The 24,791-nt window shown below is 33.1% G+C and carries 21 protein-coding genes; 8 read left to right on the top strand and 13 right to left on the bottom strand.

Annotated features, from left to right (window positions below; genetic code table 11):
• The first annotated feature begins 1 nt into the window (after position 1).
• The 3 genes from pgi (at position 2) to RG22_RS07040 (ending at position 4,929) form a co-directional block, all read left to right on the top strand.
• Positions 2 to 1,615 (top strand): glucose-6-phosphate isomerase, encoded by a 1,614-nt coding sequence (gene pgi / locus RG22_RS07050; protein WP_034042027.1) that lies wholly within the window; start codon positions 2 to 4, stop codon positions 1,613 to 1,615.
• 184 nt (positions 1,616 to 1,799) lie between these two features.
• A complete protein-coding gene (locus RG22_RS07045; RefSeq protein ID WP_034042025.1) occupies positions 1,800 to 4,388 on the top strand; it encodes a TonB-dependent receptor in 2,589 nt (862 codons plus the stop codon).
• Positions 4,389 to 4,491: 103 nt separating this feature from the next.
• Positions 4,492 to 4,929 carry a hypothetical protein gene (locus tag RG22_RS07040; protein WP_034042023.1) on the top strand — a complete coding sequence of 146 codons (438 nt, stop codon included), beginning with the start codon at positions 4,492 to 4,494 and terminating at the stop codon, positions 4,927 to 4,929.
• 49 nt (positions 4,930 to 4,978) lie between these two features.
• On the opposite strand, the gene RG22_RS07035 is transcribed toward RG22_RS07040, so the two are convergent.
• Positions 4,979 to 6,031: an endonuclease/exonuclease/phosphatase family protein gene (locus RG22_RS07035; protein WP_034042022.1), complete on the bottom strand. Its 1,053-nt coding sequence runs from the start codon at positions 6,029 to 6,031 to the stop codon at positions 4,979 to 4,981.
• Between the two features lie 121 nt (positions 6,032 to 6,152).
• Between RG22_RS07035 and RG22_RS07030 the strand changes: the two genes are divergently transcribed.
• From RG22_RS07030 to RG22_RS07020, 3 genes are all read left to right on the top strand, one after another.
• Positions 6,153 to 8,954, top strand: coding sequence for a carboxypeptidase regulatory-like domain-containing protein (locus RG22_RS07030; protein ID WP_034042020.1), 2,802 nt, complete (start codon positions 6,153 to 6,155; stop codon positions 8,952 to 8,954).
• A gap of 62 nt (positions 8,955 to 9,016) precedes the next feature.
• Positions 9,017 to 10,453: a DUF5689 domain-containing protein gene (locus RG22_RS07025; protein WP_034045839.1), complete on the top strand. Its 1,437-nt coding sequence runs from the start codon at positions 9,017 to 9,019 to the stop codon at positions 10,451 to 10,453.
• Positions 10,454 to 10,496: 43 nt separating this feature from the next.
• Positions 10,497 to 10,874 carry a hypothetical protein gene (locus RG22_RS07020; RefSeq protein ID WP_034042018.1) on the top strand — a complete coding sequence of 126 codons (378 nt, stop codon included), beginning with the start codon at positions 10,497 to 10,499 and terminating at the stop codon, positions 10,872 to 10,874.
• Here RG22_RS07020 and RG22_RS07015 read toward each other — a convergent pair whose 3' ends face one another.
• The gene (locus RG22_RS07015; protein ID WP_034042016.1) at positions 10,875 to 11,843 is read right to left on the bottom strand and encodes an endonuclease/exonuclease/phosphatase family protein; all 969 of its coding nucleotides are present in this window, start codon (positions 11,841 to 11,843) and stop codon (positions 10,875 to 10,877) included.
• Between the two features lie 62 nt (positions 11,844 to 11,905).
• Between RG22_RS07015 and hflX the strand changes: the two genes are divergently transcribed.
• Positions 11,906 to 13,117, top strand: coding sequence for a GTPase HflX (gene hflX, locus RG22_RS07010; RefSeq protein ID WP_034042015.1), 1,212 nt, complete (start codon positions 11,906 to 11,908; stop codon positions 13,115 to 13,117).
• Positions 13,118 to 13,187: 70 nt separating this feature from the next.
• Positions 13,188 to 15,428, top strand: a complete 2,241-nt coding sequence (locus RG22_RS07005) for a penicillin-binding protein 1A (protein ID WP_244462121.1) — start codon at positions 13,188 to 13,190, stop codon at positions 15,426 to 15,428.
• Positions 15,429 to 15,491: 63 nt separating this feature from the next.
• On the opposite strand, the gene RG22_RS07000 is transcribed toward RG22_RS07005, so the two are convergent.
• The 11 genes from RG22_RS07000 to RG22_RS06950 all read right to left on the bottom strand — a co-directional run bounded on the left by RG22_RS07000 (position 15,492) and on the right by RG22_RS06950 (position 24,741).
• Entirely contained in the window at positions 15,492 to 16,421 is a 930-nt protein-coding gene (locus tag RG22_RS07000) for a DUF3078 domain-containing protein (RefSeq protein WP_034042013.1), read from the bottom strand.
• Positions 16,422 to 16,492: 71 nt separating this feature from the next.
• Positions 16,493 to 16,999, bottom strand: a complete 507-nt coding sequence (locus tag RG22_RS06995; protein ID WP_034042012.1) for a DUF2480 family protein — start codon at positions 16,997 to 16,999, stop codon at positions 16,493 to 16,495.
• A 71-nt stretch (positions 17,000 to 17,070) separates the two neighbouring features.
• Positions 17,071 to 17,397 (bottom strand): SUF system Fe-S cluster assembly protein, encoded by a 327-nt coding sequence (locus RG22_RS06990; protein WP_034042010.1) that lies wholly within the window; start codon positions 17,395 to 17,397, stop codon positions 17,071 to 17,073.
• Between the two features lies 1 nt (position 17,398).
• Complete coding sequence (locus tag RG22_RS06985; RefSeq protein WP_034042009.1) at positions 17,399 to 17,821, bottom strand: SufE family protein; 423 nt, start codon at positions 17,819 to 17,821, stop codon at positions 17,399 to 17,401.
• 34 nt (positions 17,822 to 17,855) lie between these two features.
• Positions 17,856 to 19,070, bottom strand: a complete 1,215-nt coding sequence (locus tag RG22_RS06980) for an aminotransferase class V-fold PLP-dependent enzyme (protein ID WP_034042008.1) — start codon at positions 19,068 to 19,070, stop codon at positions 17,856 to 17,858.
• A 91-nt stretch (positions 19,071 to 19,161) separates the two neighbouring features.
• Entirely contained in the window at positions 19,162 to 20,475 is a 1,314-nt protein-coding gene (sufD, locus tag RG22_RS06975) for a Fe-S cluster assembly protein SufD (protein WP_034042007.1), read from the bottom strand.
• A gap of 143 nt (positions 20,476 to 20,618) precedes the next feature.
• On the bottom strand, positions 20,619 to 21,371 hold the full coding sequence (gene sufC / locus RG22_RS06970) for a Fe-S cluster assembly ATPase SufC (protein WP_034042006.1): 753 nt from the start codon (positions 21,369 to 21,371) through the stop codon (positions 20,619 to 20,621).
• Positions 21,372 to 21,373: 2 nt separating this feature from the next.
• On the bottom strand, positions 21,374 to 21,796 hold the full coding sequence (locus tag RG22_RS06965; protein WP_034042005.1) for a hypothetical protein: 423 nt from the start codon (positions 21,794 to 21,796) through the stop codon (positions 21,374 to 21,376).
• Between the two features lie 10 nt (positions 21,797 to 21,806).
• Entirely contained in the window at positions 21,807 to 23,255 is a 1,449-nt protein-coding gene (gene sufB, locus RG22_RS06960) for a Fe-S cluster assembly protein SufB (protein WP_034042004.1), read from the bottom strand.
• A gap of 18 nt (positions 23,256 to 23,273) precedes the next feature.
• Positions 23,274 to 23,603: a HesB/IscA family protein gene (locus RG22_RS06955; RefSeq protein ID WP_034042003.1), complete on the bottom strand. Its 330-nt coding sequence runs from the start codon at positions 23,601 to 23,603 to the stop codon at positions 23,274 to 23,276.
• Positions 23,604 to 23,742: 139 nt separating this feature from the next.
• Positions 23,743 to 24,741: a cytochrome-c peroxidase gene (locus RG22_RS06950; RefSeq protein WP_034042001.1), complete on the bottom strand. Its 999-nt coding sequence runs from the start codon at positions 24,739 to 24,741 to the stop codon at positions 23,743 to 23,745.
• Between the last annotated feature and the right edge of the window lie 50 nt (positions 24,742 to 24,791).

The raw sequence follows: 24,791 nt of genomic DNA, 5'->3' as shown, positions 1-24,791 counted from the left end.
CATGCCGTTACCAAATATAAATCCAACAACAACAAACTCTTGGAAAAAGCTTCAAGAACATTATAATAAAATTAATAATTCGCACATGAAAGATTTGTTTGCTCAAGACAGTGAACGAGCAAATAAATTTACCATTAAATGGGATGACTTTTATGTTGATTTTTCTAAAAATAGAATAACTGAAGAAACATTTAAATATTTATTAGAACTAGCCAGCGAGGTTAAATTAAAAGAGGCTATTGAGAGTCAGTTTTCAGGTGAAAAAATAAATAAAACCGAAGGAAGAGCTGTTTTACATACTGCTTTACGAGCACCTAAAGATGCAGAGTTTTATGTTGATGGTGTAAATGTAATGCCAGAAATATATCAGGTAAAACAAAAAATTGAAACATTTACAAATGAAGTTGTAAATGGTGAAAGAAAAGGATTTACAGGAAAATCGTTTACCGATATAGTAAATATTGGTATTGGTGGATCGGACTTAGGGCCAGCTATGGTTGTTGAATCGTTGCAGTATTACAAAAATCATTTAACTACACATTTTGTAAGTAATGTAGATGGCGATCATGTAAACGAAGTGATTAAAAAACTTAATCCAGAAACTACGCTTTTTGTGGTGGTTTCAAAAACGTTTACAACGCAAGAAACCTTATCAAATGCAAACACGCTTAAAAAATGGTTTTTAAAATCGGCTACAGAAGATGCTATTGCAAAACACTTTGTTGCAGTATCTACAAATATAGAAAGCGTTAAAAATTTTGGTATAGACAAAAACAATATATTCCCCATGTGGGATTGGGTTGGTGGTCGTTTTTCTTTATGGAGTGCAGTAGGTTTGTCTATAAGTTTAGCAGTAGGTTATACTAATTTTGATAGCTTATTAAAAGGTGCCAACAAAATGGATGAGCATTTTAAAACTGAAGATTTTAAAACCAATATCCCAGTAGTTTTAGCATTAATAAGTGTATGGTATAATAACTTTTTTAAAGCTGAAAGTGAAGCTGTAATAGGCTATTCGCAATACCTAAATCAGTTTGCAACCTATTTGCAACAAGGTATTATGGAAAGTAATGGAAAAAGTGTTGATAGAAATGGAAACCCAATAGATTACGAAACAGGAACTTTAATTTGGGGAGAGCCAGGAACCAATTCGCAACACGCCTTTTTTCAACTTATTCATCAAGGCACAAAATTAATTCCAGCAGATTTTATCGGGTTTGTAAAATCATTACACGGCAATCAAGACCATCAAGATAAATTGACATCTAATTTTTTAGCACAAACCGAAGCACTTTTAAATGGCAAAACTGAGGTTGAAGTTATAGCTGAAGGCACTGAAAAATCAATAATTCCGTTTAAGGTATTTAAAGGAAATAAACCAACAAATACTATTTTTATAAATAAACTAACGCCCGAAAGTTTAGGAAAACTTATTGCCATGTACGAGCATAAAATATTCGTTCAAGGTATTATTTGGAATATTTTTAGCTACGATCAGTTTGGGGTGGAGTTAGGAAAGCAATTGGCAAGTAAAATTTTACAAGAATTTAACAGCACTTCTGTTAATAATCACGATTCTTCTACAAATAATTTATTGAATTATTATAAAGGATAATTGTAACTCTCTTGTGTATAGTTATTTAAAATAATTGTAAAAGGCAGTGAAATATTGATATTATTAACATTCGATATTTCACTGTTTTTTTTTTTTGTTAACATTTATTTTATGCGTGCATAATATTTAATGTAATATTATGCTTATTTTTGCACTGACTAATTTCAATATAATTAATTAAATTATGAAAAAAACTACTCAATTTTTTATGCTAGCTGTGGCATTTTTATTTTCTACAGTTATTACGGCACAAAGTACTATAACAGGTACAGTTAATGATGCCGAACTTAATTCGCCACTACCAGGTGCGAATATTGTTGAAAAAGGAACAACAAATGGAGCCTCTACAGATTTTAACGGCAAGTTTACTTTAACAACTCAAGCGTCTTCTGGTCAAGTTGTAATTTCTTATCTAGGTTATGCTTCTGTAACTTTATCATTTAATGGAGATGTTGATTTGGGAAATGTTAAGCTAACACCAGATAATTCATTAGAAGAAATAGTAATCATCGGGTCTGGAGTTATAGATTTAGCTGAAGGTAGAAAAACACCAATTGCTGTGTCTACTATTAAAGCAACCCAAATTCAAGAAAAAGCGGGTAATTCTGATTTGCCTGAACTTCTAAAGTCAACACCTTCAGTACATACTACACAACGTGGTGGATTTGGAGACGGACAATTATTTTTAAGAGGTTTTGATCAAACTAATACAGCATTCTTACTTAATGGTCAGCCGATTAATGGTATGGAAGATGGTAAAATGTACTGGTCGAACTGGTCAGGTGTATTAGATGTAGCGCAAGCTGTTCAAGTACAACGTGGTTTAGGATCTTCTAAATTGGCAATATCTTCTGTTGGTGGTACGGTAAATATCGTTACTAAAACACTAGATAAAACACAAGGTGGATTTGTACAGCAAATGATAGGAAATGATGGTTTCACGAAATCAACTGCTTCCTACTCTACAGGTTTAATGGATAATGGATTAGCAGTAACAGCAATGTTTGGACATTGGAGAGGTGATGGATATGTAGACCATACTGAAGGTCAGGGTCAAACGTATTTCTTATCTTTTGGTTATAAAATAAATGATAACCATCTTTTAAATTTAATGTTAACTGGTGCACCACAATGGCATGCAGCTGCGGGAAATGCAGATTTAGAAGATTTTTTAGCAGAAGGTAGAGGAAGACGTTATAATTCTTGGAACGCAACAGGTGTAGATAGCCCAAATAATTTAAATTCTGGTGTTTACCCTGGCGGACGTAATATATATCATAAACCAGTGATGAATTTAAACTGGGATTGGGATATAAATGAAAAATCATCTTTATCAACTGTTTTATACGGTTCTTTAGGTAGAGGTGCTTTTGTTCAGTCACAGTTTGATAGAAACACTGGTGTTGCAACTTATGCTAGAGGTTCAAATAATAACCACAACTGGTATGGTTTAGTAACTAATTATAATAACGAATTAAATGAAAACTTAAGTTTTAACATAGGAGCAGATGTGCGTTTATATAACGGGATTCACTTTAGAAGTGTAAACGAATTTTTCTCTGTTGATTCTGTTAGTGATTCTAGCACTTATAATGGAGGTAGTTATGAAATAACTGAAGCCTTTGGAGGAATTAATCCTTGGAATGTTTTATTTAATACAAATGATGACCATGGGCAACGTTTACACCCTTATTATGATTATGAAGAAGACATTAACTATTTAGGTGTATTTGGTCAATTAGAATATAATAAAGATAAATTCTCTGCTTATTTCCAAGGGTCAGCCTCTACGCAATCACATGTAAGAACAGAATATGGAAATTCTTCAGTAGAAGGTAAAGGACAAGTGTCTGAAAAAGTTAATAACCCTGGGTTCAATGTTAAGTTAGGTGGAGCATACCAAATTAATAATAATAATACTGTATTCTTAAATACAGGATATTATTCTCGTCAACCTTACCACAGTGATTTATTTATAGACGACAGAGCTTCTAACCAACTAAATCCGTTAAGTGACGAAAACCAAAATATAACTGGAATTGAAGCTGGATATAAATTTCTAGGAGATAAAGTTTCTGTAAATGCAAACTTATACTATACAATATGGGATAACAGAATTGATTATGATTCTGAAGATACAGATAATGATAATATTGCAGATGTATTTTACTCTACAAGTGCTATTAAGCAAGTGCACTATGGTGGAGAATTAGAAATATTTACACGTTTAACAGATAAATTTCAGCTTCAAGGATTTTTATCAATTGGTGATTGGCAATATGATGGTAATGTAACGCTTACTGAAACTGTAGAAGGAGGTGGTACAACAACTACTGGTGACACTAGTTATATTGATGGCGCGAAAGTTGGTAATGCAGCTCAATTTACAGCTGGTATTGGTGCTAAATATGAAATTTTACCAAGATTTAAAGTGGATGCTAATTGGAATCAATATGATAAGCTATATGGTAATGCTAATTATGGTGGAAGTGAGTTTTCAACTGCTAATAATAGAGGTTCTATTGAGTTACCATCATTTGATACTGTAGATGCAGGATTATCATACAAATGGTTAGTAGGTGAAAATGACCAGAATTCAATACAATTTCGCTTAAACGTCAATAATGTATTTAGCGAAGTTTATTTAGAATATTCTGATGAGAATAAGCATGTTGATACAGGAGATGTAGCTTGGAATGGTGTTAATGTTGAAAATCGTGTAAGATTTGGTTACGGAAGAACATGGAATTTTAGTATGCGTTTCAATTTTTAATTTTTTAAGATTGACTAGTCCTAAAAAACCGCTTCATACGAAGCGGTTTTTTTTATGGCTTTTATTATTACATTTGCTATAATAAAATTTTCAAACATAAATTATGTATAATACTATATTAAATTTACATTCTTATTGGGCTTACCTTGTTTTAATAGTTTTAATTATTGCAGTAGGTAATGCCTTATTTAAAACATTTGGTGATAAAGAATATACTGCTAAAGATTTCAGAATATCGCTTTTTACTTTAATTGTATCGCACATTCAATTATTAATTGGGTTGCTGTTATATTTTGTGTCTCCAAGATTTGAACTTTGGAGTGAATTAGGAGGGAAAGTTATGAGCAATTCAATAGCACGCTTATATCTTGTAGAGCATCCTTTTGTAAACATTATAGCAATTGCTTTAATTACTATTGGGTATTCAAAGCATAAAAAGAAACTAACATCTGCTTCAAAATTAAAAACCATAGCAATTTTTTACACTATTGCTTTAGTTTTATTTTTATCGAGAATTCCATGGAGTACGTGGATGAGTTAATACAGATTGATAAAAACTAAAAAGCTACAAAAACGATTTGTGGCTTTTTTTAGTCAATAACCTCCTTGATTAAGTATAAATAAACAGGGAAATGGTCGCTAAAGCCATCTGTAAAGTTTCCATTAGAAAAACTTCTAAAAGGATAGCCTTTATATCTTCCTTTATTATGAATTAAATAAGGTTTGTTAAAGATACCTGCTCTATAAAACCTAAATGATGAAAAATCTTTTTCCAATAAAGGTTTTGAAATCATAATTTGATCGAATAAATTCCAATTATCTCTATAAGCATTAGTACCAACACCATTTGCATAAAAACTTTCCATAGGATTATAAATACCTTTTAAACCCACTTTATTTTTATCTTTTTTTGCTTTTAGTACCTCTTTAACACTTGAATTTGTTGGGTTGTCGTTTAAATCGCCCATAATAAAAATCTTAACGTATGGGTCTATCGATTGAAGTGAATCAACAATACGCTTGTTTAATTTTGCAGCTGCAATACGTTTAGGCCTGCTCCTAGCTTCTCCACCTCGTCTTGATGGCCAATGGTTTACAATGATATGAACAAAATCATCTTCAAGTTTACCACTTACTAATAATTGGTCGCGGGTGTAAATTCTTTTTTGGTTTTGGTCATCATAAATTTTCAATCCATGAGTGCTGGTATTTAAAGGCGTAAATATTTTTTTCTGATAAAGTAGAGCCACATCTATTCCACGAGCATCGGGCGAATCAAAATGTACAATACCATAATTTTTATCTCTAAGTAGTGAGTCGTTAACAACATCTTCTAACACCTCTTTGTTTTCAACTTCAGAAACTCCTATAATCGCTGGCGTGTTTTTTGTAACATCAAATCCAATATCAGCAATAACCCGAGACATGTTTTTTACTTTCTTTTTATAGGCTTCGGCACGATTCGTTTTTATCTCCATTATCGGGCTAAATTCATCGAATTTATTAGGGTCATTTATAGTGTCAAATAAATTTTCTAAATTGTAAAAGGCTATGGTGTGAATTTTAAATTTCTTTTCTTGAGCATTTACAATAGTAAAAATGCTTAAAAATAAAACTGAAAATCCAAGACGTATAATATTCATTTTAATAACTAACTAGTTGCTTTGTAATAATACAAAACCTAAGCCAAAGTTATTATGGCGATGTAAAAAATTTAAAAACAAATAGTTACTTTTTCTTATTATTGGTGTCTTAAAGATAATTATGAATAGAATAACCCTCATTTTTTTATTCGGATTTTTTTCAATTTTAACTGCTTTTTCGCAACAAACTATTATTAAGGGGAGTGTTGTGGATGGTATTTCTTTTGATCCCATACCTGAAGTAACGATTACCATTGAAGAAACAAATCAAACTACACAAACAAGTTTATTAGGCGAATTTATATTTAATAATAATGTGCCTTTAGGTGAACAAATTTTAAGGATTTCTAAAACGGGATATATTACAAAGCGTTACCCGATAGTTGTAAATGAAAACCAAACGGTGAATATCACAGATATGACTTTGGAAGTGGATACCGCTTCACGAAACCTATTTACAATAACACTTTCTGATGATGAGTTAAACGACGACACGAGTGGTGCAGATAATATTTCGGGATTATTGGCATCGTCACTAGATGTATTTCAACGTACTGCAGCGTTTGAATTTAGCTCCTCGTTTTTTCGGGTTAGGGGCTTAGATTCTAAAAATGGATCTATACTCATTAATGGTATAGAAATGAATAAAATTTACAACGGAAGACCGCAATGGAGTAATTGGGGAGGAATTAATGATGTGTTAAGAAATCAAGAGCTTACATGGGGTTTAAGACCATCAAACTATAATTTTGGAGGTATTTTGGGTACAACAAATATTAATGTAAGAGCTTCCGAAGCAAGACCTGGAGGTAGAATAACATACTCGTCATCTAACCGAAGTTATACCAATAGGGTCATGGCAACCTATGCTTCTGGCCTATTAAAAAACAATTGGGCATATACTATTTCTATTGGGAGGCGCTGGGGTAATGAAGGCTATCAAGATGCAACAAGCTATAATTCTAATTCATTTTTCGCTTCCGCGGAAAAGAAAATTAATGATGCACATAGTTTGAATGTAACTGCTATTTACACGCCAAACAGACGTGGCAAATCGTCACCTAACACCCAAGAAATTTACGATTTAAAAGATATTAAATACAATGAATATTGGGGTTGGCAAAACGGTGAAAAACGAAATTCTAGAATTAAGGAGGTGAACGAAGCTATTGTGATGTTAAATCATTATTGGGATTTGAATAGTAAAACAGCTATAAATACAAACATTGGCTACCAATTTGGAAAATTAGGCAACAGCCGATTGGATTATAATGGCACCGATTTGGTTAATGGGTTTCCGCAAGGTGGTGGTGCAAACCCAAGCCCTACGTATTATCAAAAATTACCCAGTTATTTTGAACGTAATTTTCCAAATGATTTGCAATTTGCATACAATGCTTTAAAAACATTTCAAAATGAAGGTCAAATCAATTGGAATGCCATGTATAGTGCTAATATTAATAATGCTCAAAATGGAGGAAATGCTATTTATGCACTTTATGAAGACCGGGTGGATGACTCACAATTAACCATAAATTCTATTTTAAACACCGAAATTAACGACCACATTCTGATAAACGCAGGTATTAATTTTAAAAGCTTAAAGTCCGAGAATTTTGCTGAGGTTTTAGATCTCTTAGGCGCACAAACCTATTTAGATATTGATGGGTTTGCCACTGAAATAAATGAGGCTCAAAACGATTTGTTAAATCCAAATCGAATGGTATCTGAAGGGGATAAATTTAAATACCATTACAACATTTTTGCTAATGAATTAAGTGCTTATGCACAAGCTCAATTTAATTATAAAACACTAGATTTTTATGTTTCAGGGAGTATAAAAAATACGCAATACCAAAGAGAAGGTATTTACCAAAACGGAGGTTTCCCAGATAATTCTTTTGGTAAAGGCGAACAGCTTACATTTACAGGATTTGGAGCTAAAGCAGGCGCTACTTATAAGCTAACAGGTAAACATGTGTTTGATGTTAATGCAGGATATATCTCGAGAGCACCATCAATTCAAAATACTTTTTCAAATTCTAGAGAAAATCATAATGTAGTACCTAATATCTTAGAAGAAAAAGTAGCTTCTGTAGATGCGAGCTATATTTTTCGTTCTTCTATAGTGAAAGCAAAATTAACAGGATATTTTGCAAAAATTACTGATGCTAGTGAAATTTCATTCTTTTTTGCCGATGGTATTGGTGGCGATAATACCGCATTTGTACAGGAAATTTTACAGGGTATAAATAAAAAACATTTAGGAGCCGAAATTGGTGTTGAAGCTCAAGTGACATCAACTATTAAATTAAAAGGCGCTGCTGCTGTAGGGCAGTTTACTTATGATAATAACCCCAATTTGTTTTTGTCCACAGAACCTGATGCCGATGCTATAGCTGCTGGGTTTGTTGATGGGTTTAAAGATTTTGGACAATCAAAATTAAAGAATTATAAGTTAGCTTCTGGTCCGCAAAATGCGTATTCGGTAGGATTTGAGTATCGAGACCCTGATTTTTGGTGGTTTGGTGCCACGGCAAATTTTTTCTCAAATACGTATATTGATGTGAGTCCGCTAACACGCTCATCAAACTTTACAACCGATTTTGATGGCAATGTTTTTAACGATTATGATGAAGATTTAGCAAGAACACTTTTAAAGCAAGAACGTTTTGATGATTATATGGTGGTGAATTTAGTAGGCGGGAAATCATGGAAAATAGGCAAATATTACGTTGGGCTTTTTGCAAGCGTTAATAATCTTTTAGATGAAGTATATAAAACAGGTGGTTTTGAACAAGGTAGAAATGCCAATTTTAGAGAACTGCGTGATGATAAAGCATTGGAAACTCCAGTTTTTGGTCCAAAATACTGGTATGGAAGAGGGACAACGTATTTTTTAAATTTGAATTTAAGGTTTTAAAACGCAAACGATTTGTCAGGTTGAGCGCAGTCGAAACCTAAATGAATCTAAAAATAAAAAGGATGAAGAATAATATTAACAAAACAGTATTTGGTTTTATATTGATGTTTTTGACTGTAGCGTCTTGTGTAAAAGACGACGATTATGGTGTGCCGGATATTTCAATAACAAATCCTGATATTCCGCAAGAAAAAATCACCACGTTTAAAGCTATTAAATCGCTTTATGAACAAGCTGTAAATGGTGGCAACACAACAGTAATAATAAATGATGATGTTTATATTGAAGGCTATGTGGTGTCATCAGATAAATCGGGGAACTTTTTTGAAGAACTCATTATTCAAAATAAAACAGATGATAATAACCCCGATAATGACCCCAGACTCGGTTTTAAGGTAGATATAAATGTAAGTAGTTTATCAGATACCTATCAATTTGGTCAAAAAGTGTATGTAAAAATGAACGGATTAACCATTGGTGAAACTAGTGGTGTTATTACCATTGGAAAAGGCGATGCGGTTGATGTAAAACAGATTCAAGCTTCGGAATATAAAGAGATTGTTATTAGAAGTAATGAAGTTGCCGAAATATCACCCAAAATTGTTGGTTTAGCAGATTTAACTGAAGCTGATGAAAACACCTTAATTCAGTTAGAAAACATGCAATTAAATAGGTTTGAATTAGGAGCTACTTACGCCAGTGAATCTTTTGATGAGTTTGACGGATTCCGATTATTAGAAAGTTGTGATTCGGGTATTTCTATGATTATGCAAACCAGTACGTTTTCAGACTTTAAATCGCTTATTGTACCACAAGGAAAAGGAAGTGTAACAGGAATATTTAGTAGAGATTTTAGAGACGATTTTAGCGTGATAATCATTAATAGTTCTGAGGCTGTTAATTTTGAAAGTACAGAACGTTGCGATCCTATGGAATTAACTTGTGGTTTAGCAGCAACGGTAGGGACAGGAAATTTATTTATGGAAGATTTTGAGCCTCAAAAAAACAATAAACCCATAGAAATTGTTGGTTGGACAAATTATATTGAAGCAGGTACAGTAGCTTGGGAAGGGTATTCGTCAACATCATCAAATGCCTCTTTGGGGCGTTCTGCGAGGTTTCAACCCGCTAGTTCTGGAGATGATAGTAGCATTGGTTGGTTAATAACCCCACCTATAAATTTAGATGCGCATGAAGGTATAACATTGCGTTTTAAAACATCAAATAGTTTAGCAGATAGTAGTTTTATGGAGGTGCTGTATTCGCTTGATTGGGATGGAAATGAAGCTAATATTACCACAGCAACTTGGGGTGTATTATCTGCGGCTTATGTGGTGAAAGATACCGATTCGTTTGTGCCATGGTTTAATTCTGGAAGTGTCGATTTATCCTGTGCAACGGGCACTATGCATATCGCATTCAAATACACGGGAAGCGGACAAGATACTTTTGATGGGGTTTATGAATTGGATGATATTAGTGTGGATTATGAAGAGTAATTAAAATAGTAGAAAGTCATTAAGAAAACATTAAATTCGCCAAATGACGGTTTTCGATCAATTTTACTATTCCATATTTTCGTTTTATAAAAAGCGATATAGGCAAAAAGCAAATAGCATTGCGTTAGTTTATGTATCTGTACTTCAAATAAGTTTAGTGTTCTTGTTGGGTTGTTTTTTCGCAGCTTTTTTTAATCAAATGCATACTGATACGATGTCGAGTACAAGTGCGTGGATATTATTTATTATGGGATCTATTGGGATTCATTTTAAAAACTGGATACAATACACAGGTAAAAAACGTATGATGATAAACGCAAAAATGGTTAAAAAGAAAAAACCACAGACTAATATTTGGCTACTTTGGACTTTGCCCTTTGTTGCTTTAGGTTTGGCTTATGTTATGTTTCAAGCTGTATAACTACTTCTTTAAAACAACATACACAGGAAAATGATCGCTATAACCACCTTGATATCTTTTACCAATATAAGTTCTAAAAGGAGAGCCTTTAAACTTGCCATTAAAAAGTTTTAAAAAATCTTCATCAAAAATATTGGCAGTATAATATTCAAAGAAATTATCAGAGGTTTTAAAAAAGTTTGTCGAAATCAAAACTTGATCAAATAAGTTCCATTGCCTATTATGTTTTGTTGTCCCTCGTGTAAAAGAACGCAATGTTTCCATTGGGTTAAATAAATTAAAACCGTTAACTAACTGCTTAATACTATTACTATGTGGGTCGTCATTAAAATCACCAATGACAATAATTTTGGCATTATCATTTTCTAATCGTAAAGCGGTTATAATTTCGCCTACTTTATTTGAAGATGCCATCCGTTTAAATTCTGTTTCTTTTTCGCCTTCTCGTCTCGATGACCAATGATTGACAATAACATGAACTTTTTCGCCGTCAAGCAAGCCATAAACTAACAAAATATCTCGGGTATAATCTGGCAAGCCATCATCATCTATTAGGCTAATAGTAAACGTTTCAGAATTAGAAACTTCAAACATATTAACATCGTAAAGTAAAGCCACATCAATACCTCGTTCGTCTAAAGAGTCGTAATGCACATAACTATAATTGTGGCTTTCTAAATATTTTGAAGCTAACAAATCTTCAATAACTTTAGCATTTTCAACTTCGCATAATCCAACAATAGCAGGATGTTTCCCTGTTTCCTTTCGTCCAATATTCGAAATAGCAAACCCTAATTTTCTAAGCTTATTATTGTAGCGCTTTGATGTCCATTTTTTAACTGATGTTGGTAAAAAATCATTATCGTTTGTATGTTTGTTGTTGTTTAAATCAAATAAATTTTCAAGATTATAAAAGGCAATAGTTTGCATATTATGTCTTATGGGAATGTCTTCAAAAGTGTCAGTCATACATCAAAAATAGGGTTAAAAATATTAAAATTAAAATCACAGCAATTACGTAACTTTGCAATATGATAGAAGAGAAAGATCTTAACTTAGAAAGAGCTGTTTTAATAGGTGTTATTACTAAAGACCAAAACGAAGAAAAGTCTAAAGAATATTTAGATGAACTTGAGTTTTTAACCTTTACTGCTGGTGGATATGCTATAAAACGCTTTACTCAAAAAATGGAAATGCCAAATCCTAAAACCTTTATAGGAACTGGTAAGATGGAAGATGTGCGCATTTTTATTGAAGAGAATGATATCGGTACCGCTATTTTTGATGACGAATTGTCTGCAGCGCAAGAACGAAATATTAGTAAAATTCTTAATTGTAAAGTATTAGACCGAACAAATTTAATCCTCGATATTTTTGCACAACGCGCCCAAACAAGTTATGCTAGAACGCAAGTAGAATTAGCACAATGTGAATATTTATTGCCTCGATTAAGAGGGATGTGGACACATCTTGAGCGACAAAAAGGAGGTATTGGAATGCGTGGGCCAGGAGAGACTGAAATTGAGACTGATAGACGTATTGTGCGCGATAAAATCGCTTTACTAAAAGAACGCATAAAAACTATCGATAAACAAATGGCGGTACAACGGGGAAATCGTGGTAAAATGGTACGTGTAGCTCTTGTTGGCTATACCAACGTTGGGAAATCGACTTTAATGAATGTGATTAGTAAGAGTGACGTATTTGCTGAAAATAAGCTATTTGCAACACTTGATACTACCGTTAGAAAAGTAGTTATTCAAAATTTACCTTTTTTATTAAGCGATACCGTTGGGTTTATAAGAAAACTACCAACACAGTTAGTTGATAGCTTTAAAAGCACTTTAGATGAGGTTAGAGAAGCCGATTTATTACTTCACGTTGTAGATATTTCACACCCTAATTTTGAAGAACATATCGCTTCTGTAGAGAAAATTTTGGGCGAAATAAAAAGTGGTGACAAACCAATTATTATGGTGTTTAACAAGATAGATGCTTACGAGGCTGAACCTTTTGATGATACCGATTTAATTGCCGAAAGAACCGAAGCACATTACAGTTTAGAAGAGTGGAAAAAAACTTGGATGAACAAAGTAGGCAATAACGCCTTATTTATCTCTGCACTAAATAAACAGAATTTAGAAGATTTTAAAAAACGTGTTTATGATGAAGTTCGAGAAATTCACGTGACACGTTTTCCTTATAATCATTTTCTTTATCCCGATTATGAAGAAGATAATTAATATATACTATTTTGAATAATACTCCAAATGTAATGTATCGGGATTTTCAATTATGAAGTGGATTTCAAAAATGTTAAAAAATAAATGGGTAAAATGGAGCTTGATTGGTTTTGCTTCTATTATTGCCTTTTTTGTTGTCCTTTATATAAGTATTTATCTCGGTGCTTTTGGCAAACTGCCCAATACAATCGAACTGAGTTCTATTAAACAAGAAGAAGCCACCCAAGTGCTGGATAAAGACGGTGCTTTAATTGGTAAATATTATATTTACGATAGGCAACCTTTAGAGTTTCATGATTTTCCGCAACACTTAATTGACGCACTTGTAGCAACCGAAGATGTGCGTTTTTACGAACACGACGGAATCGATAATGTGAGTTTAATGCGCGTGTTTGTTAAAAGCATTATTCTTCGAGATAAATCAGCCGGTGGCGGAAGCACCATTACACTTCAATTAGCCAAAAATTTATTCGGGCGTAAAGATTATTTTATGTTCAGTATGCTAATCAATAAACTTAAGGAGTCAATTATTGCCAAACGTATTGAAGAGTTATACTCTAAAAACGAAATCTTGACGTTATATTTTAATACCGTTCCGTTTCCGGATAATACTTATGGTATTGAAAGTGCTGCGCGAAAATTTTTCAATAAACCAGCTTCAGAATTAACCTGTTCCGAAGCAGCTACTTTGGTTGGTACTTTAAAAGCAACCACCTATTTCAATCCAAGAATTAATTTAGAACGTAGCCAATCACGACGGAATGTTGTGTTTCAGCAAATGCTTAAATACGGTTATATTTCGCAAGATTCTGTAGATGTTCTTAAAAATAAAAATGTTGTTTTAGATTACAAGTCCTTTAATCATGATGTGGGTTTGGCACCTTATTTTCGTACTCAAGTAAAAAAGGAATTAACAGCCATTTTGGATTCTATCAAAAAACCAGATGGGAGCTTTTATGATTTATATAGAGATGGTTTGATTGTTCATACTACATTAGATTCAACCATGCAATTCCTTGCAGAAAAAGCAATGCAAGAACATCTCACGGATTTGCAAAGTATTCACGAAAAATCTTTTGGAAAAACAGCACCGTGGAATTCAAATAAAACCATTATTCAAACTGCTATTAAAAATCTTCCTAAATATAAATCCTATCAAAAAGCAGGATTAACAGAAGTTCAAATATTGGATTCTCTTTCAATAAAACGAAAAACGGAATTGTTTAACTGGACGGGTGATATCATTCAAAATATTTCGGCCATAGATAGTTTACAGTACTATTTAAAATTTTTAAACACTGGAATGCTTACTATTGAACCTCAAACAGGTGCCATAAAAGCCTATATTGGTGGTATTGATTATCGGTATTTTAAATACGACCATGTGTCGCAAAGCGAACGTCAAGTTGGTTCTACCTTTAAACCTTTCGTTTATACGGCGGCTATTGAAAACGGCATGAAACCGTGCACTTATTTTTCATTGAAAGAAGTCACTTATACTGATTTTGATAATTGGACGCCAACCAATTCTGGAGGAAAAGAAGAAGATCCACATTTAAATTATAATTTAGAAAAGGCTTTGAGTAATTCAATCAACACCATAGCCGTAAAAGTTTTAAATAAAGTGGGTATTGAAAATGTGATAGAACAAGCTGAAAAATTAGGCATCTCCAAAGAACTTCCTAAACAACCTTCGTTAGCTTTAGGCGTAGCAGAAATAAATTTAAGAGAACTTACAGGTGCCTATGCCAGTTATGTGAACAATAGTAAAGGTGTAACGCCGTATGCCATTACCAAAATTGAAGATAAAGAAGGGCGTACCATTGCGAGTTTTGAACCACAGATTATGGAAACACCTGCCTACAGTAATTATACAAGACAGGTATTGTTGAAAATTATGCAATCTACTGTTAATAGCGGGACAGCCTCTAGATTACGCTCAACATACTATCTTAAAAACAAGATTGCTGGAAAAACAGGTACCACGCAAAATAATAAAGATGGGTGGTTTGTTGGTATCACTCCAAACTTGGTAACTGTTACTTGGGTTGGGAATGACAACCATAGCATTGGCTTCAAATCTACAGGAATTGGGCAAGGTGCTAATTCTGCATTACCAATTTTCGCTAAATTTTATCAGAAGTTGAATGCTGATGCTCATTTTGATGACATTACAAAAAGTAATTTTGAAAGCTTTTCGCAAGAGGTTATTAACGATTTAGATTGTAATCCAGAAAAACGGGATGGGTTTTTAAAAAGGCTTTTTGGAAGAAAAAGTAAGAAGAAGAAATTTAAAGAGGACAATGAATAGCTATAAAAAATGCGCTTCTTAAAAAAGGAAACGCATTTTTTAGTAAATATATTTTCTATGCTTTTAGAACTTGTAATTAAGCCCAAACATCCAATACGATTGTAATTTATTGTCAGTATTTTTTAATTGCGCATTAGTGCTTCCTGGTTGACTTTGTTGATAGTTAAAAGCTTCTTGCTTATTCTGTCTTAAACCTAAATCAAAACCAACACCAATCATTTTCCATAGAGTGTATCCAAAAGAGTTGGTCCATGTCCAGTTTGACAAATCTCCAGATTTATAACTTTGAAACATCGATAAGTTAGTTTTAAAACTTACAGCATCAATTTGTCTAGTATAATCAACAAGAATTTTTGCTCCTAAAGACGATTGAAAATCTATTACTGAATTACTACTAAACACAAAGTTGTAGTTTAATGGGTGAATCACAACTACTAAATCTTTAACTGGTGTCCAAGTCGCCCCAACACCTAAATCTAAAAAGCCAGGGTCGTTAAAGTTGCTTAAAATAGTGGTTCTGTATTCACCTAAACCAGAAATAGCAAATTTTTCACTTAGCTTACGTCCATATAAAGAATTGATATTGAAAACATCAGTAGCTTCTCTAAACTTATCGCTATCTGTTGGGTCGTCTTTATCATCTAATTTAACCCAAGACAGATTTATATTTCCTGCATTTCTCCAAAAGAATTTATCTTGGTTAAGATTTGCATATGCATTAACAGTAAACCCAATGTTTCCTGAGTTGTTATTTGGTGTGCCTTGAGCAAACCAATTTTTAAAGCTAGAAATACTTCCGCCAATAGTACCAAATGCCCCTTTTTTCCAGCCTGGTAATGCGTCTATTTGACCTTGAATTGCATTAACACGTCCTTGAATGGCTGCAATTGAATCTTTTTTTGCAGCTTGTGTAGCTTTTAATTCTTCTAAAGTTTGCGCATTTATTGAAATTAATCCGATAAAAAAAGTAAATAATAATAACGTCTTTTTCATTTTAGTTTTTAGTTAAAATTTTTGCAAATATAAATATTAGACACTTATATACAATTTAGTCACAGTAAAATTTATTTGTTTTTATATAGAGGAACCGAAGAACAAGCTTCGCCATACATAATAGATTTAACAACTGGTTTTAGTTTAGTTGCCAGCATAATATAAGCGTTTTGTGGTACAGGTTTTTTTGAACAACCTTTAATAATAATGAGTTTATCTGTATATTCTAAAACATCGAGCGTATTAATGACATCTTGATAAATAGAAGTTTCTAAAACATCAAGATTTCCGATAATCGTTTTTTTTGTAAAATGTTCTAAATGAATACTTAACAGCATGAAAGCCCAAGCAGGAACAATAGCATCGGTACTACAAGTTAACGCTATATAGTTACCCTTATATTGTGACCAATCGTGTTCTGAGGCTTTTTGTCTAAATTCTTTTTCACGCAACACAAAACCTTCAAATAACCAATCTTTAATATCAAAAAGTACACGTTTCCCTTCTGGATAATAATCCTCAAGATTTACGGTTATTAATTTACTATTCGCTACGCGATTTATTATTTCGTCTTTCAAAAAAGTAATGTGTTAGGTTGTTTGTTGTTGAGCTGAAACTGCGACTGAAGACTGAATATTGTCGGCTGAATTTACAGCATTCCCAATTCCAACTTCGCTTCTTCGCTCATTAAATCTTGAGTCCACGGTGGGTCGAAAGTGATTTCAACTTCGGCACTTTTCACGTCGTTTAAAGATTTTACTTTTTCTTCAACTTCTAGTGGTAATGTTTCGGCTACAGGACAATTAGGCGTTGTAAGTGTCATTAATATTTTAACGTCGTAATCTTCGTTTACAAATACATCGTAAATTAATCCTAGTTCGTAAATATCTACTGGTATTTCTGGATCGTAAATGGTTTTTAAAACGTTTACTATTTTTTCGCCTAAAGCGTTGGTGTCTATTGTTGTATCGCTCATCTTAATTTAATTGTGTTTGGTACGCAATAGCGTACATTTTAAGTTGCTTTACCATACTTACTAAGCCATTTGCACGTGTTGGCGACAAATGTTCTTTTAAACCAATTTTATCAATAAAATTGGTATCGGCATCAATAATGTCTTTTGGGTTTTGATTTGAAAACACACGAATTAAAATAGCGATAATACCTTTTGTAATTATGGCATCGCTATCGGCAGTAAATGTAATTTTATCGTCGTTCATTTCGGCATGTACCCAAACTTTACTTTGACAACCTTTTATAATGTTGCTTTCGGTTTTATATTGTTCGTCAATTAAAGGTAAATCTTTCCCTAAATCGATCATATATTGATAACGCTCTTCCCAATCTTCAAACATTGAGAATTCGTCTATTATTTCGTTTTGAATATTTTCAATAGTCACAGTAACAAGTTTTAAACAAAAATACAATAAGAAATTAAGACAACATCATTTTAGCCTTTTTAACACCTTCAACTAAAACGTCAATTTCTTCTTTAGTATTATAAAATGCAAAAGAAGCTCGAATAGTTCCAGGAATCTTATAAAAATCCATGATAGGTTGCGCACAATGATGACCTGTACGAACGGCAATTCCCAATTTATCTAAAATAGTGCCCACATCATAAGGATGAATACTTTCTAAATTGAATGAAATAACCGATGTTTTATTTTTTGATGTGCCGTAGATTTTTAAACCTTCAATTTCTAGAAGTTTTTCTGTAGCATAAATTAACAATTCATGCTCGTATTTTTCAATAGTATCGAAACCAATAGTGTTCATATAATCGATAGCTGCTCCAAAGGCTATACCACCACAAATATTTGGTGTGCCTGCTTCAAATTTATGTGGTAAACTCGCGTAAGTAGTTTTCTCAAATGTAACTTCGGCAATCATTTCTCCACCACCTTGATAGGGTGGTAATTTGTTTAACCATTCTTCTTTCCCGTAAAGGATACCAACTCCTGTTGGTCCACACATTTTATGTGCTGAAGCAACATAAAAATCGACATCTAATTTTTGAACATCTGGTTTTACGTGCGGGCAGGCTTGTGCACCATCTATTAAAACAGCCGCTCCAACTTGGTGTGCTTTTTCAATAATATATTCAATAGGGTTTATAGTTCCTAAGGCGTTTGAAATATGATTTACAAAAACAAGTTTTGTATTTTTTGAAAGCAATTTGTCAAATTCCGACATGATAAGTTCGCCATCGTCGTTCATGGGGATAACTCTTAAAACAGCTCCTGTACGTTCGCAAAGCATTTGCCATGGCACAATATTACTATGATGCTCTAAAGCCGAAACGATAATCTCGTCTCCTTTTTTTAAGAGTGATGAAAATCCGTTTGCCACTAAATTAATACTATGCGTAGTTCCAGATGTTAGTATGATTTCGTGTGAAAATTTTGCATTAAAATGGGCTTGTATTTTTAAGCGTGCTTGCTCGTATAAATCGGTTGCTTCTTGACTTAAAGTGTGTACACCACGATGAATATTGGCGTTGTAATTTGAATAATAATCTACAATAACATCGATGACCTGTTGTGGGGTTTGTGATGTTGCTGCATTATCAAAATAGACCAAAGGTTTTCCGTTTACTTTTCTAGAAAGTATCGGGAAGTCTTGTCTTATATCGTTTATGTTGAACATTACTTTATGTTTAGCCCCGATAGAAACGGCATCCTTTTTTGAGGTACGAGAAAAAGATACAGTGGATAGCGGGAAATAGCTTCAATAAAATTTATAAATCGAACCCAATATTAACCCCTAATTTATTGGCGATTATTTTGGTTATACGTTGTTTTATTTCTGGAATTTTAACCGAACTTAATACGTTATTGCAAAAAGCATACATTAAAAGAGCTTTGGCTTCTTTTTCTGGAATACCTCGAGAACGCATATAAAACATAGCGCTTTCGTCAAGCTGACCAATAGTACAACCGTGCGAACATTTTACATCATCAGCAAAAATTTCTAGCTGTGGTTTGGTATTTATAGTGGCTTTATCGCTAATTAAAATATTGTTATTAGATTGAAAGGCATTGGTTTTTTGTGCTTCTTTTTCAACAATAATTTTACCGTTAAAAACACCAGTTGAGTTTTCGCCAAAAACACCTTTATAATCTTGATGGCTTTCACAATTTGGTTCTATATGATGTACTAATGTATTGTGATCCACATGTTGTTTATCGCCAATAATAGTAACTCCTTTAAGAATAGAATCTATTCGCTCGCCTTCTTGATAGAAATTAAGATTGTTACGTGTTAATTTGCCTCCAAAAGCAAAGGTGTGTACAGATGCAACACTTTCACGTTTTTGTTTAATAAATGTATTGTCTATTAACGATGCGTTAGCATTATCGTTTTGTACTTTATAGTAATCTACAATAGCGCGTTTGTTTGCAAAAATTTCGGTAACGCTATTGGTTAAAACAGGATTACTAGTTAAACTTTGGTGACGTTCTATAATTTGCACATGCGAATTCTCATCAACTACTATTAAGTTGCGAGGCTGCAATAAAGTAGCAGCTTCATTTCCTGTTGATAAATGAATAATTTGAATTGGTTTTTCTACCAGCTTATTCTTTGGAATATGAATGTAAGCACCTTCTTGAGAAAATGCTGTATTTAATGACGATAAGCTATCTTTTGTTGCCGCTTTATTAAAGTAATTTTCAATGATTAAACGATATTTTGGTTTTGATAACGCAGAAGACATTAAACAAACATCTATACTATCGTGCGTAGTTTGCGATAAGTGCGAAGAATATTTACCATCGATAAAAACGACTTTATAACTGTCTATATCATGTATAAAATATTTCTTTATGTCATTATAATCGATAGTGTTTTCCTGTTTAGGGAATACACTGTAATCTTCTTTTAATATTTTGTTTAAAGATGTGTATTTCCAGGCTTCTTCTTTTTTGGTAGGGAAACCTTTTTCTTCAAATATTTTTATGGCATCATTTCTAACATCATGCACATAAGTGTCAACATCTGCTTGGTCTTCAAATACTAGAAAGGATGATACTAATTTTTCTTTTAAATCCATGTTTGTTCAGTTTTCAGTCATAGTGTTCAGTATTCAAATAATTAAGAACCAAACAAGAAACTGTTTACTATTTTTTAAACTTTTTGAGTGTTCAGTTATGAGTGAGCAGACTGCCAACTGTGACTGAATATTGTTTACTTGCGCTACGCGCCAACTTCTTCTTTAATCCAGTCGTATCCTTTTTCTTCAAGCTCATGCGCTAGTTCTTTAGATCCGGATTTTACAATACGACCTTCATGTAAAACATGCACAAAATCTGGAACGATATAATCTAATAAACGTTGATAATGCGTTATAACAATTACGGCATTATCTTTACTTTTAAGTTTGTTTACACCATTTGCTACAATACGCAAAGCATCAATGTCTAATCCCGAATCGGTTTCATCAAGTATCGCCAATTTTGGTTCTAACATAGCCATTTGAAAAATTTCGTTTCGTTTTTTCTCACCACCAGAAAACCCTTCGTTTAGCGAACGTGATAAAAATTTCCTGTCAATTTCTAATAAATCTGCTTTTTCACGAATAAGTTTTAACATGTCTTTTGCAGGCATGTCTTCTAAACCTTTAGCTTTTCGTGTTTCGTTAATAGCGGTTTTAATAAAATTAGTAACAGAAACTCCAGGAATTTCTACAGGATATTGAAACGAAAGAAAAATACCTTTGTGTGCGCGTTCTTCTGCAGAAAGATCGTCGATGTTTTCGTTTAGTAAAATGATTTCACCTTTATCAACTTCGTACTCTTCTTTTCCTGCGATAACTGATGCTAATGTGCTTTTTCCAGAACCATTTGGCCCCATTATAGCATGTACTTCTCCTGGTTTTACTTCTAGGTTAATGCCTCTTAATATAGCTTTGTCTTCAACACTTGCGTGTAAGTTGTTTATCTTTAACATAATTATTCTTTTCCTAATTTTACAACGTTATTTTTTTCATTTGAAGCAGGCTTTACACTCAATATTTCTTTTATTTCTACTTGATTATCCCAACCTTCTTCTCCTTTGGGTTTTTGAGTGATTTTTCCGCGAACCTCAACTAAAACAAAGTCTGTTGGTCTTTTTTTAAATGATTTCGCCTTATCGTTTAACTCGTCAACTTTATCGTTAAGAATTACACCATAAATTTCAGCATGTGTTTGTAAAACTGCAGCATCAGCATAATACACAAACTCGCCTTTTAAAAGTGTTAATCCATCACTTTGTTTTGCTGTTTGTTCCGAATTTTCAGTTACAATAGATTTCTCTCTTTCTTGATTTTTAATTTCTTTTTTACAGCTTAAAAATGCTGAAAGACATAAAATAACAGTTAATACTTTTTTCATTTTTATTAATTTATCCAACACTTCCTTCTAAACTAATTTCTAGTAATTTTTGAGCTTCAACTGCAAATTCCATTGGGAGTTTATTTAAAACCTCTTTACTAAAACCATTTACAATTAAAGCGATGGCTTTTTCAGTATCTATGCCTCGTTGATTACAATAAAAAATTTGGTCTTCACCAATTTTACTAGTGGTTGCTTCGTGCTCTATTTTTGCCGATTTATTTTTTGCTTCTATATATGGGAAGGTATGTGCCCCACACTCATTCCCCATTAGTAAACTATCGCATTGCGAAAAGTTACGTGCATTTTCTGCTCTAGAATTTATTTGAACTAAACCACGATAGCTATTTTGAGATTTTCCTGCTGAAATTCCCTTTGATATAATAGTCGATTTAGTGTTTTTGCCCAAATGAATCATTTTCGTTCCCGTATCGGCTTTCTGATAATTGTTTGTTACTGCGATGGAGTAAAATTCTCCAACTGAATTATCACCTTTTAAAATACATGATGGGTATTTCCAAGTTACTGCAGAGCCAGTTTCAACCTGTGTCCAAGATATTTTTGCATTTTTCTCACATAAACCACGTTTGGTTACAAAGTTGTAAACACCACCTTTTCCTTCAGCATTTCCTGGATACCAGTTTTGTACTGTTGAATACTTTATTTCAGCATCATCTAAAGCAATCAACTCAACAACTGCTGCGTGTAACTGGTTTTCATCTCTACTTGGTGCTGTACAACCTTCAAGGTAACTTACATAACTGCCTTCATCAGCAATTACCAGAGTTCTTTCAAACTGACCTGTTCCTGCTTGATTAATTCTAAAATAGGTTGATAGTTCCATTGGGCAACGTACACCTTTTGGAATGTAACAGAAAGAGCCATCACTAAAAACAGCAGAATTTAATGCGGCATAAAAATTATCTTTTTGAGGTACTACAGTTCCTAAATATTTTTTTACAAGTTCTGGATGTTCTTTAATAGCCTCAGAAATGCTCATAAAAATAATACCTTTTTCACCTAGTGTTTTCTTAAATGTTGTTGCTACTGAAACCGAATCAACAACAACATCCATAGCGACATTAGCCAATTTTTTTTGTTCGTCAATTGAGATACCTAGTTTTGCAAATGTTGCCAATAATTCTGGATCAACTTCATCTAAACTATCGTATTTAGGTTTACTATTTGGTGCTGAATAATATGAAATACCTTGAAAGTCTGGTTTTACATAATTAACATTTGCCCAATCTGGTTCGGTCATCTCTTTCCAAACTCGAAAGGCTTCTAATCTCCAATCGGTCATCCATTGTGGTTCGTCTTTCTTTTTAGAAATAGCGCGTACAATATCTTCATTTAAACCATTAGGGAATGTATCAGATTCAATATCGGTATAAAAGCCGTATTCGTATTCTTTAGTTTTTAGCTCTTCGCGTAAGTCATCTTCTGTATACTTCGACATAATGCTTTCTTAAATTTATTATAATGAAAATGATTCGCCACAACCACAAGTGCGGTTTGCGTTAGGGTTATTAAACACGAACCCCGTTCCGTTTAATCCTCCCGAATATTCTAGGGTAGTGCCTATTAAGTACAAGAAACTTTTCTTGTCAACAATAATCTTCACGCCATTGTCTTCAAAAACTTTATCTTCTTCTTGGTTTTCTTTATCAAACTTTAAATCGTAAGATAAGCCAGAACAACCACCACTTTTAACTCCAACACGCACAAAGTCTTCGGTTGGGTTATAGCCATCGTCAGTCATTAATTCAATAACTTTTTTCTTAGCTGTTTCAGAAACTTTTATCATATTTTTTTTATTAGATTTAGAATACTTTAATAGTGTTTTTTATTAAGACACTTTCTAAATAGAGTGCAAATATACAATATAAGTCATGGATTACCATATAACCTAACATTATATTAGTATATAGTTTTATAGGTTTTTTTTATTGATTTAAGAAGTTTGGATTGCTTATAAACTCATAATCAGAAAGTGATAGTAAAAAGGCTTTTAAATCGGCTTTATCTTGGTCTGATAATTGCACGCCGCCTTGAGCCACTTTTTTCATTAAAGGATCGATAGTTGGAGAGTTTTGTAAACCTTCACTGTAATGATTTATAACATCATCTAGTGTTTCGAATCTGCCATCATGCATGTAGGGTGCCGTAAACGCAAGATTGCGTAAAGAAGGCGACTTGAATTTACCATTATCTGCTGGATCGCCCGTTACTTTACCTAAGCCTAAATCTGTGATAGTGGCATCTAAACCGTTGTTATGAAAAATATTATCTGTCCAAAGCGGGTTTTTGTCGCTGCCATGACAATGGAAACAGTCACCTTTAGCTTCATCCATAAACACATTAAAACCGTTGATTTCTTGTGGAGTTAATGTTACTTCGCCTAAAAGATATTTATCGAATTTTGAATTGGATGAAATTAAAGTGCGCTCAAATTGAGCAATAGCTTTTGTAACTAGGGTAGAGTCGATTTTTGAAGTGCCGAAAGCTTGTTGAAATAAATTTGGGTATTCTGGATGTTGCTGAAGTTCGGTTTCTAATTGAATCCAAGAACTTTTCATTTCAATAGGGTCTGAAACAGGCACAAAAGCTTGATGTTCTAAACTAAAGGAACTACCATCCCAAAAGAATTTTTCATCATAATTCCATGCTAAATTAAATAAGGACATCGAGTTTCTGTTTCCACGAATACCATCGATTCCATCGCTAAATCTGTCGGCGTCAGAAAAAGCATTTTCAGGAGTATGACAATCGGCACAGGCTTGGGTGTTATCTGCGGATAAAATAGGATCGAAAAATAATTTTTTTCCTAGAGCTATACCTTCAACAGTTTGTGGATTATTTGTTGGAATTACTGGGTTTAAAATATTGTCTTCAAATAATCGAGGAATTTGTAACGGACTTGGCGTTGCCATATAGGTTTCCATACTTTCATTTGAACAAGACGAGCAGATGAAAATAAATATACAGCTAATAT

This window comes from Wocania ichthyoenteri Th78 (assembly GCF_000789235.1).
GTDB classification, from domain to species: domain Bacteria; phylum Bacteroidota; class Bacteroidia; order Flavobacteriales; family Flavobacteriaceae; genus Wocania_A; species Wocania_A ichthyoenteri.
This window is presented reverse-complemented; position numbering and strand designations above follow the sequence as displayed.

What these genes read in the sequence shown, in the direction of transcription:
- sufD (WP_034042007.1), bottom strand. Translation starts at nt 20,475, where the DNA reads ATGGATTTAAAAGAAAAATTAGTATCATCCTTTCTAGTATTTGAAGAC.
- pgi (WP_034042027.1), top strand. Translation starts at nt 2, where the DNA reads ATGCCGTTACCAAATATAAATCCAACAACAACAAACTCTTGGAAAAAG.
- RG22_RS07035 (WP_034042022.1), bottom strand. Translation starts at nt 6,031, where the DNA reads ATGAATATTATACGTCTTGGATTTTCAGTTTTATTTTTAAGCATTTTT.
- RG22_RS07005 (WP_244462121.1), top strand. Translation starts at nt 13,188, where the DNA reads ATGTTAAAAAATAAATGGGTAAAATGGAGCTTGATTGGTTTTGCTTCT.
- RG22_RS06980 (WP_034042008.1), bottom strand. Translation starts at nt 19,070, where the DNA reads ATGTTCAACATAAACGATATAAGACAAGACTTCCCGATACTTTCTAGA.
- sufB (WP_034042004.1), bottom strand. Translation starts at nt 23,255, where the DNA reads ATGTCGAAGTATACAGAAGATGACTTACGCGAAGAGCTAAAAACTAAA.
- RG22_RS07030 (WP_034042020.1), top strand. Translation starts at nt 6,153, where the DNA reads ATGAATAGAATAACCCTCATTTTTTTATTCGGATTTTTTTCAATTTTA.
- RG22_RS07015 (WP_034042016.1), bottom strand. Translation starts at nt 11,843, where the DNA reads ATGACTGACACTTTTGAAGACATTCCCATAAGACATAATATGCAAACT.
- RG22_RS06990 (WP_034042010.1), bottom strand. Translation starts at nt 17,397, where the DNA reads ATGAGCGATACAACAATAGACACCAACGCTTTAGGCGAAAAAATAGTA.
- RG22_RS07040 (WP_034042023.1), top strand. Translation starts at nt 4,492, where the DNA reads ATGTATAATACTATATTAAATTTACATTCTTATTGGGCTTACCTTGTT.
- RG22_RS07025 (WP_034045839.1), top strand. Translation starts at nt 9,017, where the DNA reads ATGAAGAATAATATTAACAAAACAGTATTTGGTTTTATATTGATGTTT.
- sufC (WP_034042006.1), bottom strand. Translation starts at nt 21,371, where the DNA reads ATGTTAAAGATAAACAACTTACACGCAAGTGTTGAAGACAAAGCTATA.
- RG22_RS06965 (WP_034042005.1), bottom strand. Translation starts at nt 21,796, where the DNA reads ATGAAAAAAGTATTAACTGTTATTTTATGTCTTTCAGCATTTTTAAGC.
- RG22_RS07000 (WP_034042013.1), bottom strand. Translation starts at nt 16,421, where the DNA reads ATGAAAAAGACGTTATTATTATTTACTTTTTTTATCGGATTAATTTCA.
- RG22_RS07020 (WP_034042018.1), top strand. Translation starts at nt 10,497, where the DNA reads ATGACGGTTTTCGATCAATTTTACTATTCCATATTTTCGTTTTATAAA.
- RG22_RS06950 (WP_034042001.1), bottom strand. Translation starts at nt 24,741, where the DNA reads ATGGAAACCTATATGGCAACGCCAAGTCCGTTACAAATTCCTCGATTA.
- RG22_RS06955 (WP_034042003.1), bottom strand. Translation starts at nt 23,603, where the DNA reads ATGATAAAAGTTTCTGAAACAGCTAAGAAAAAAGTTATTGAATTAATG.
- hflX (WP_034042015.1), top strand. Translation starts at nt 11,906, where the DNA reads ATGATAGAAGAGAAAGATCTTAACTTAGAAAGAGCTGTTTTAATAGGT.
- RG22_RS07045 (WP_034042025.1), top strand. Translation starts at nt 1,800, where the DNA reads ATGAAAAAAACTACTCAATTTTTTATGCTAGCTGTGGCATTTTTATTT.